This is a genomic window from Streptomyces sp. NPDC002734 (assembly GCF_040295685.1).
Taxonomy (GTDB): domain Bacteria; phylum Actinomycetota; class Actinomycetes; order Streptomycetales; family Streptomycetaceae; genus Streptomyces.
In genome coordinates this window covers 101,337-107,336 of the sequence record NZ_JBEOVU010000026.1, presented here as the reverse complement: position 1 = coordinate 107,336, position 6,000 = coordinate 101,337, and the positions used below count along the sequence as shown (strand labels likewise).

The following is a 6,000-nucleotide window of genomic DNA, read 5'->3' as shown; positions in this document are numbered from 1 at the left end:
GATCGCCAGTAGCCGTCCGTCCTCGCGCACCACAACTCCCGCCACGGACACAGAATGCAGTGGCGTTGACTGGGTCTCTCGGACTTGCGCCGGCGTCCGCACGCGGGACTACAGCCGCGGGTCCACCGGCTCGGACTCCAGGGACAGGACCGCGAAGACGGCCTCGTGGACGCGCCACAGCGGTTCGCCCTCGGCCAGGCGGTCCAGCGCCTCCAGGCCCAGCGCGTACTCCCGCAGCGCCAGCGACCGCTTGTGGCCGAGGTGGCGCTGCCGCAGCCGCTCCAGGTGGTCCGGCCGGGTGTACTCCGGGCCGTAGATGATCCGCAGGTACTCCCGGCCCCGGCACTTGACGCCGGGCTGCACCAGGCGGCCCTCCGCGTCCCGCACCATCGCGCCGAGCGGCTTGACGACCATGCCCTCGCCGCCCTGCCCGGTCAGCTCCAGCCACCACTCGACGCCCGCGGCCACCGAGGCCGGGTCGCCGGTGTTCACCAGCAGCCGGCCGGTGCTCCGCAGCAGCCCGCTGCCGTCGGCCTCCACCAGCCGGTCCAGCCACGCCAGCTGCGCGTCGTGCGGCACGCCGGCCAGGCTCCGGCCCTGCCCGGCGAGCAGCTGGAACGGAGCGAACCGCACCCCGTCCAGGCCCTCGGTGCTCCAGCAGTAACGCCGGTACGCCTCCGTGAACTTCCCCGCGTCGGCGGCCCGTTCGCGCTGCCGGGCCAGCAGCCCGGCCACGTCCACGCCCCGCGACCCGGCGGTCTCCAGCGCGGACAGCGCGCCCGGGAAGACCGCCCCGGAGGCCGCGCCGACCGCCGCGTACTGGTGGCGCAGCAGCCCGCCCGCCTTCAGCGACCAGGGCAGCAGCTCACCGTCGAGCAGCAGCCAGTCGGTGTCCAGCTCCTCCCACAGCCCCGCGGCGTCGATCGCCGACCGCAGCCGGCCGAGGACCTCCTCGGTGACGTGCTCGTCGTCGAAGAACGGCCGCCCGGTGCGGGTGTACAGCGACCCCGTCGGACCGTCCACGCCGAACCGCTCCCGCGCCACGGCCGCGTCCCGGCAGACCAGGGCCACCGCCCGCGAGCCCATGTGCTTCTCCTCGCACACGACCCGCTCCACCCCGGCCGCCGCGTACTGCGCGAACGCCTCCGCGGGGTGCTCGAGGTAGCCCTCCTCCTTGGAGGTGGCCGTCGGCGCCATGGTCGGCGGCAGGTACGGCAGCAGCCGCGGGTCCACCGCGAACCGGCTGACCACCTCCAGCGCCGCCGCCGCGTTCTCCTCGCGGACCGAGATCCGCCCGGCGTGCCGGGTCTCCACGATCCGCTTGCCGTGCACGTCGTTCAGGTCCAGCGGACGGCCCTGGTGACCGCCCGGCGCCTCGCCGACCAGCGGCTTCACCGGCTCGTACCAGACCCGCTCGGCCGGTACCTCGACCAGTTCCCGCTCCGGGTAGCGCAGCGCGGTCAGCTTGCCGCCGAAGACGACGCCGGTGTCCAGGCAAATGGTGTTGTTGAGCCACGTGGCCGTCGGCACCGGGGTGTGGCCGTAGACCACCGCGGCGCGGCCCCGGTAGTCCTCCGCCCACGGGTAGCGGACCGGCAGCCCGAACTCGTCGGTCTCCCCGGTGGTGTCGCCGTACAGGGCGTGCGAGCGCACCCGGCCCGAGGTGCGGCCGTGGTACTTCTCCGGCAGGCCCGCGTGGCAGACCACCAGCCGGCCCTCGTCCAGCACGTAGTGGCTGACCAGGCCGTCGATGAACTTCCGGACCCGCTCCTTGAACTCCTCGCTCTCGCCGTCCATCTGGGCGATCGTCTCGGCCAGGCCGTGGGTGTGCTGGACCTGGCGGCCCCGCAGGTGGCGGCCGAACTTGTTCTCGTGGTTGCCCGGCACGCACAGCGCGCTGCCGGACTCCACCATCGACATCACCCGCCGCAGCACGCCCGGCGAGTCGGGCCCGCGGTCCACCAGGTCGCCGACGAACACGGCGGTGCGGCCCTCCGGGTGCACCCCGTCGACGTAGCCCAACTTGCCGAGCAGAGACTCCAGTTCGGAGGAGCAGCCGTGGATGTCGCCGACGATGTCGAACGGACCGGTCAGGTGCGTCAGGTCGTTGAACCGCTTCTCGGTGACGACGGTGGCGCCCTCCACCTCCGCCACCCCGCGCAGCACGTGGACCTTGCGGAAGCCCTCGCGCTCCAGGTGGCGCAGCGAACGCTTGAGTTCACGGACGTGCCGCTGGACGACCCGGCGCGGCATGTCCGCCCGGTCCACCCGGGCGGCGTTGCGCTCCGCGCACACCGACTCCGGCACGTCCAGCACGATCGCGATGGGCAGCACGTCGTGCTCCCGTGCCAGCTGGATCAGCTGCCGCCGTGCCTCCGGCTGCACGTTGGTGGCGTCCACCACGGTCCGCCGGCCGGCCGCGAGGCGCTTGCCGGCGATGTAGTGGAGCACGTCGAACGCGTCCCGGGTGGCGCTCTGGTCGTTCTCGTCGTCGGACACCAGCCCGCGGCAGAAGTCCGAGGAGATCACCTCGGTCGGCCTGAACAGCCGCCGGGCGAACGTGGACTTGCCGGAGCCGGAGGCGCCGACCAGCACCACCAGGGACAGATCGGTGACGGGCAGCACGCGCCCGGCGGGCCGGGCCTCCTCGATGACAGCTGCGTCGCTCATGCCGCGGCCTCCTTACGGTTCTCGTCGTCGCTCTCTTCGGCACGGGCAGGGGCAGTCGCAGGGGCGGTGGCGGAGCCCGCGTGCATCTCTCCGCCGTTCTCCGCGCACAGGGTGAACAGTGCCAGCTGGGTCGGCGGGCCCACCTCGGGGTCCTCCGGTCCGACGGGCCGGTACTCGACGTCGTAGCCGTAGCGCGCCGCCACCGAGTCCGCCCAGGCGCGGAACTCCTCCCGCGTCCACTCGAACCGGTGGTCGCCGTGCCGGGAGTGACCGGCGGGCAGCGACTCCCAGCGCACGTTGTACTCGACGTTCGGAGTGGTGACGACCACGGTGCGCGGCCGCGCCGAGCCGAACACCGAGTACTCCAGCGCCGGCAGCCGCGGCAGGTCCAGGTGCTCGATCACCTCGCTGAGCACCGCCGCGTCGTACCCCTTGAGCCGGTTGTCGGTGTACACCAGCGAGCCCTGGAGCAGCCGCACCCGCGACGCCTGCCGCTCACCCATCCGCTCCAGCCGCAGCCGACGCGAGGCGACGGTCAGGGCGCGCATCGACACGTCCACCCCGACGACCTCGCGGTAGCGGGTGTCCTTCAGCAGCGCCTGCACCAACTGGCCCTGCCCGCAACCGAGATCGAGCACCCGGGCGGCGCGCCGGTCCCGCAGCGCGTCCAGGATCGCCTCGCGCCGCCGCACCGCCAGCGGCACCGGGCGCTCCTCGGTGTCGGTGTCCGGGTCCACCGCGTTGTCGATCTCCTCGACCGCGGTGTCGTCGGCCGCCGCCAGCCGGGCCAGCTCCTCGCGCTCGTTCTCCAGCCGGTCCATCGCCTTCTGCGCCAGCGACCAGCGCCGCGACAGGTACCGGTTGGTGATCAGCTTGTGCTCCGGGTGACCGGCCAGCCAGCTCTCACCCGCCCGCAGCAGCTTGTCGACCTCGTCGGCGGAGACGTAGTAGTGCTTGGCGTCGTCCAGCACCGGCAGCAGCACGTACAGGTGGCGCAGCGCCTGCGCCACGGTCAGGGCCTCGGACTCCAGGGTCAGCGAGACGTACCGGGAGTCGCCCCACTCGGGGAACGCGGTGTCCAGCGGCACCGGGCGCACGTCCACCGTCCAGCCCAGCGGCTCGAACAGCTTGGTCACCAGCTCCGGGCCGCCGCGGGCCGGCAGCGACGGGATCTCCACCCGTAGCGGCAGCGGCCGCCCGGGCAGCTCGGGACGGGCGTTGCACTGCCCCTTCATCGCCGTCGAGAACACGGCGCTCAGCGCGACCGCCACCAGCGACGAGGCCGCGTACGGCCGGTCGTTGACGTACTGCGCGAGCGCCGAGTCCGGCGCCCCGCCCCGGCCCTTGCCCCGCCCGCGGCGCACCAGCGCCACCGGGTCGACCTCCAGCAGCAGCGCCGCCGTGCAGCGCTCCTCGGTGGCCTGCGGGTAGAACACGTACGCCGTGCCGTAGGAGGTGGAGAAGGGCTGCGCCTTGTCGGGATGCTTGTGCAACAGGAACCCGAGATCGGTGGCGGGGTTCTCCGGCGTACCGGTCGTGGTGATGGTCAGGAACATCCGGACACCTCTCCTCATTCTCCTGGAGCCGCTCGCGGCACGGCCGGTGGGACGGACATGCGAAGCCCCCAGGACACCTGTCCCGGGGGCTTCGCAGGACGACGCCGCTCACGATCGCACAACGCGCCCGACCTGCGCCCTTGTTTATCGCGGCGACGGTCCGCGCCGACGCGGCGTCCCGCCGACGCGGCGGTGTCGACCGACGTGTCGGCGGCGGGGTCAGCCGAGCCGGCTCTGGACCTCGGAGGAGATCAGCTCCAGGTGGTCCAGGTCGTCCAGGTCGAGGATCTGCAGGTAGATCCGCTGCGACCCGGCCTCCTCCGCGTACCGGCCGATCTTCTCGACGACCTCGGCGGGGGAGCCCGCGAGACCGTTCTCCTTCAGCTCGTCCACCTCACGCCCGATCTTCTCCGCCCGGCGGGCCACCTCGGCGTCGTCGCGGCCCACGCACGCCACCAGCGCGTTGGAGTACACGAGGTCGTCCGCTGACCGCCCGGCCTCCACGGCCGCGGCGCGCACCCGCTCGAACTGCGCCTTGGTGTCCTCGATCGAGGAGAACGGCATGTTGAACTCGTCCGCGTACCGCGCGGCCAGCCGCGGCGTCCGCTTGGCGCCCTGACCGCCGATGAGCACCGGTACCTTGCTCTGCGCGGGCTTCGGCAGCGCGGGGGAGTCCGTCAGGTCGTAGTAGGTCCCGTGGTGGCTGAAGGTCTTGCCGACCTCGGTGGCCCACATCCCGGTGACGATCTCGAGCTGCTCCTCCAGGCGGGCGAGCTTCTCCTTCGGGAAGGGGATGCCGTACGCCTTGTGCTCCTCCTCGTACCAGCCCGCGCCCAGGCCCAGCTCGACGCGCCCGCCGGACATCTGGTCGACCTGCGCGACCTGGATGGCGAGCACGCCGGGCAGACGGAAGGTACCGGCCGTCATCAGCGTGCCGAGCCGGATCCGCTTGGTCTCCCGGGCCAGGCCCGCCAGCGTGATCCACGCGTCGGTCGGCCCGGGCAGGCCGCTGACGTCGCCCATGTGGAGGTAGTGGTCGGAACGGAAGAACGCGTCGAAGCCGAGGTCCTCGGTGGCCTTCGCGACCGTGAGCAGGGTGTCGTACGTAGCCCCCTGCTGGGGCTCGGTGAAGATTCGCAGGTCCATGCCCCCATCCTGCACCGAAACCCAGGTGCGGAGCACGCCCGCCTCTCCGGCGGCCTCTCTCCCGTTCCTCTCCCGTTCTTCTTCGGTGTCTCTCCGGTCCCACGTTCGCCGTGATCATCGCCAGAGTGAAAAAGCGTCAACCTGGCGACCGTTCGATGTCCCATGCAGTTACCGCCACCTGCGGAGTTCGTTGTCCGGTGCGGAGCCGGGCCGACCCGGCTCCCGCGCCGGGGACCATCCGCCGGGGCGTCCGTCCGTGTGCGCCCCTCGGGGCTGGGAGACATCGATGTCGGAAGAGACCGTGCCGCCGCCGCAGTTCGTTCCGGGCGGGTCGGGGACGCAGGGCGTGCCGCAACAGCCGGCGGGCCTGCTCCAGCAGATGGAGGAGCTGATGGCGGCCCTCAACGCCGACCTCTCGGACCTGGGGGCGGCGCTCGGGTCCGTCCCGGAGGGCCCCGACCCGGCGGCCTGACGGTCGTCGTCCCGGCGCGCCCGCCCGCCCGCTCCGACCGGCGAACCCTGGCCCGGGTGCGCCGGTCGCTGCATGTCGGCCGCGTCGGCCGCGTCGGCCGCGTCGCCTCGTCGGCTGCGTGGAGCGACGCGGAACCGGAGGCTCGCCACCCGCGTC

The 6,000-nt window shown here is 72.8% G+C and carries 4 protein-coding genes and 1 pseudogene; 1 reads left to right on the top strand and 4 read right to left on the bottom strand.

Features of this window, described 5'->3' with window-relative positions:
* From ABT026_RS22625 to ABT026_RS22610, 4 genes and pseudogenes are all read right to left on the bottom strand, one after another.
* Window positions 1–102: pseudogene (locus tag ABT026_RS22625) on the bottom strand (NUDIX hydrolase); the annotation flags it as partial.
* Between the two features lie 6 nt (window positions 103–108).
* On the bottom strand, window positions 109–2,670 hold the full coding sequence (locus ABT026_RS22620) for a polynucleotide kinase-phosphatase (RefSeq protein WP_351116781.1): 2,562 nt from the start codon (window positions 2,668–2,670) through the stop codon (window positions 109–111).
* Window positions 2,667–4,226: a 3' terminal RNA ribose 2'-O-methyltransferase Hen1 gene (locus ABT026_RS22615; protein ID WP_351116779.1), complete on the bottom strand. Its 1,560-nt coding sequence runs from the start codon at window positions 4,224–4,226 to the stop codon at window positions 2,667–2,669. The genes ABT026_RS22620 and ABT026_RS22615 overlap by 4 nt, the downstream gene beginning before the upstream one ends.
* A gap of 219 nt (window positions 4,227–4,445) precedes the next feature.
* Complete coding sequence (locus ABT026_RS22610; RefSeq protein ID WP_351116778.1) at window positions 4,446–5,372, bottom strand: LLM class F420-dependent oxidoreductase; 927 nt, start codon at window positions 5,370–5,372, stop codon at window positions 4,446–4,448.
* A gap of 286 nt (window positions 5,373–5,658) precedes the next feature.
* On the opposite strand from ABT026_RS22610, the gene ABT026_RS22605 reads away from it, so the two are divergent.
* On the top strand, window positions 5,659–5,844 hold the full coding sequence (locus tag ABT026_RS22605) for a hypothetical protein (protein ID WP_351116776.1): 186 nt from the start codon (window positions 5,659–5,661) through the stop codon (window positions 5,842–5,844).
* Window positions 5,845–6,000: the final 156 nt, after the last annotated feature.

Excerpts from the sequence above, each read along its gene's own strand:
- ABT026_RS22620 (WP_351116781.1), bottom strand. The coding sequence starts at position 2,670 with ATGAGCGACGCAGCTGTCATCGAGGAGGCCCGGCCCGCCGGGCGCGTG.
- ABT026_RS22615 (WP_351116779.1), bottom strand. The coding sequence starts at position 4,226 with ATGTTCCTGACCATCACCACGACCGGTACGCCGGAGAACCCCGCCACC.
- ABT026_RS22610 (WP_351116778.1), bottom strand. The coding sequence starts at position 5,372 with ATGGACCTGCGAATCTTCACCGAGCCCCAGCAGGGGGCTACGTACGAC.
- ABT026_RS22605 (WP_351116776.1), top strand. The coding sequence starts at position 5,659 with ATGTCGGAAGAGACCGTGCCGCCGCCGCAGTTCGTTCCGGGCGGGTCG.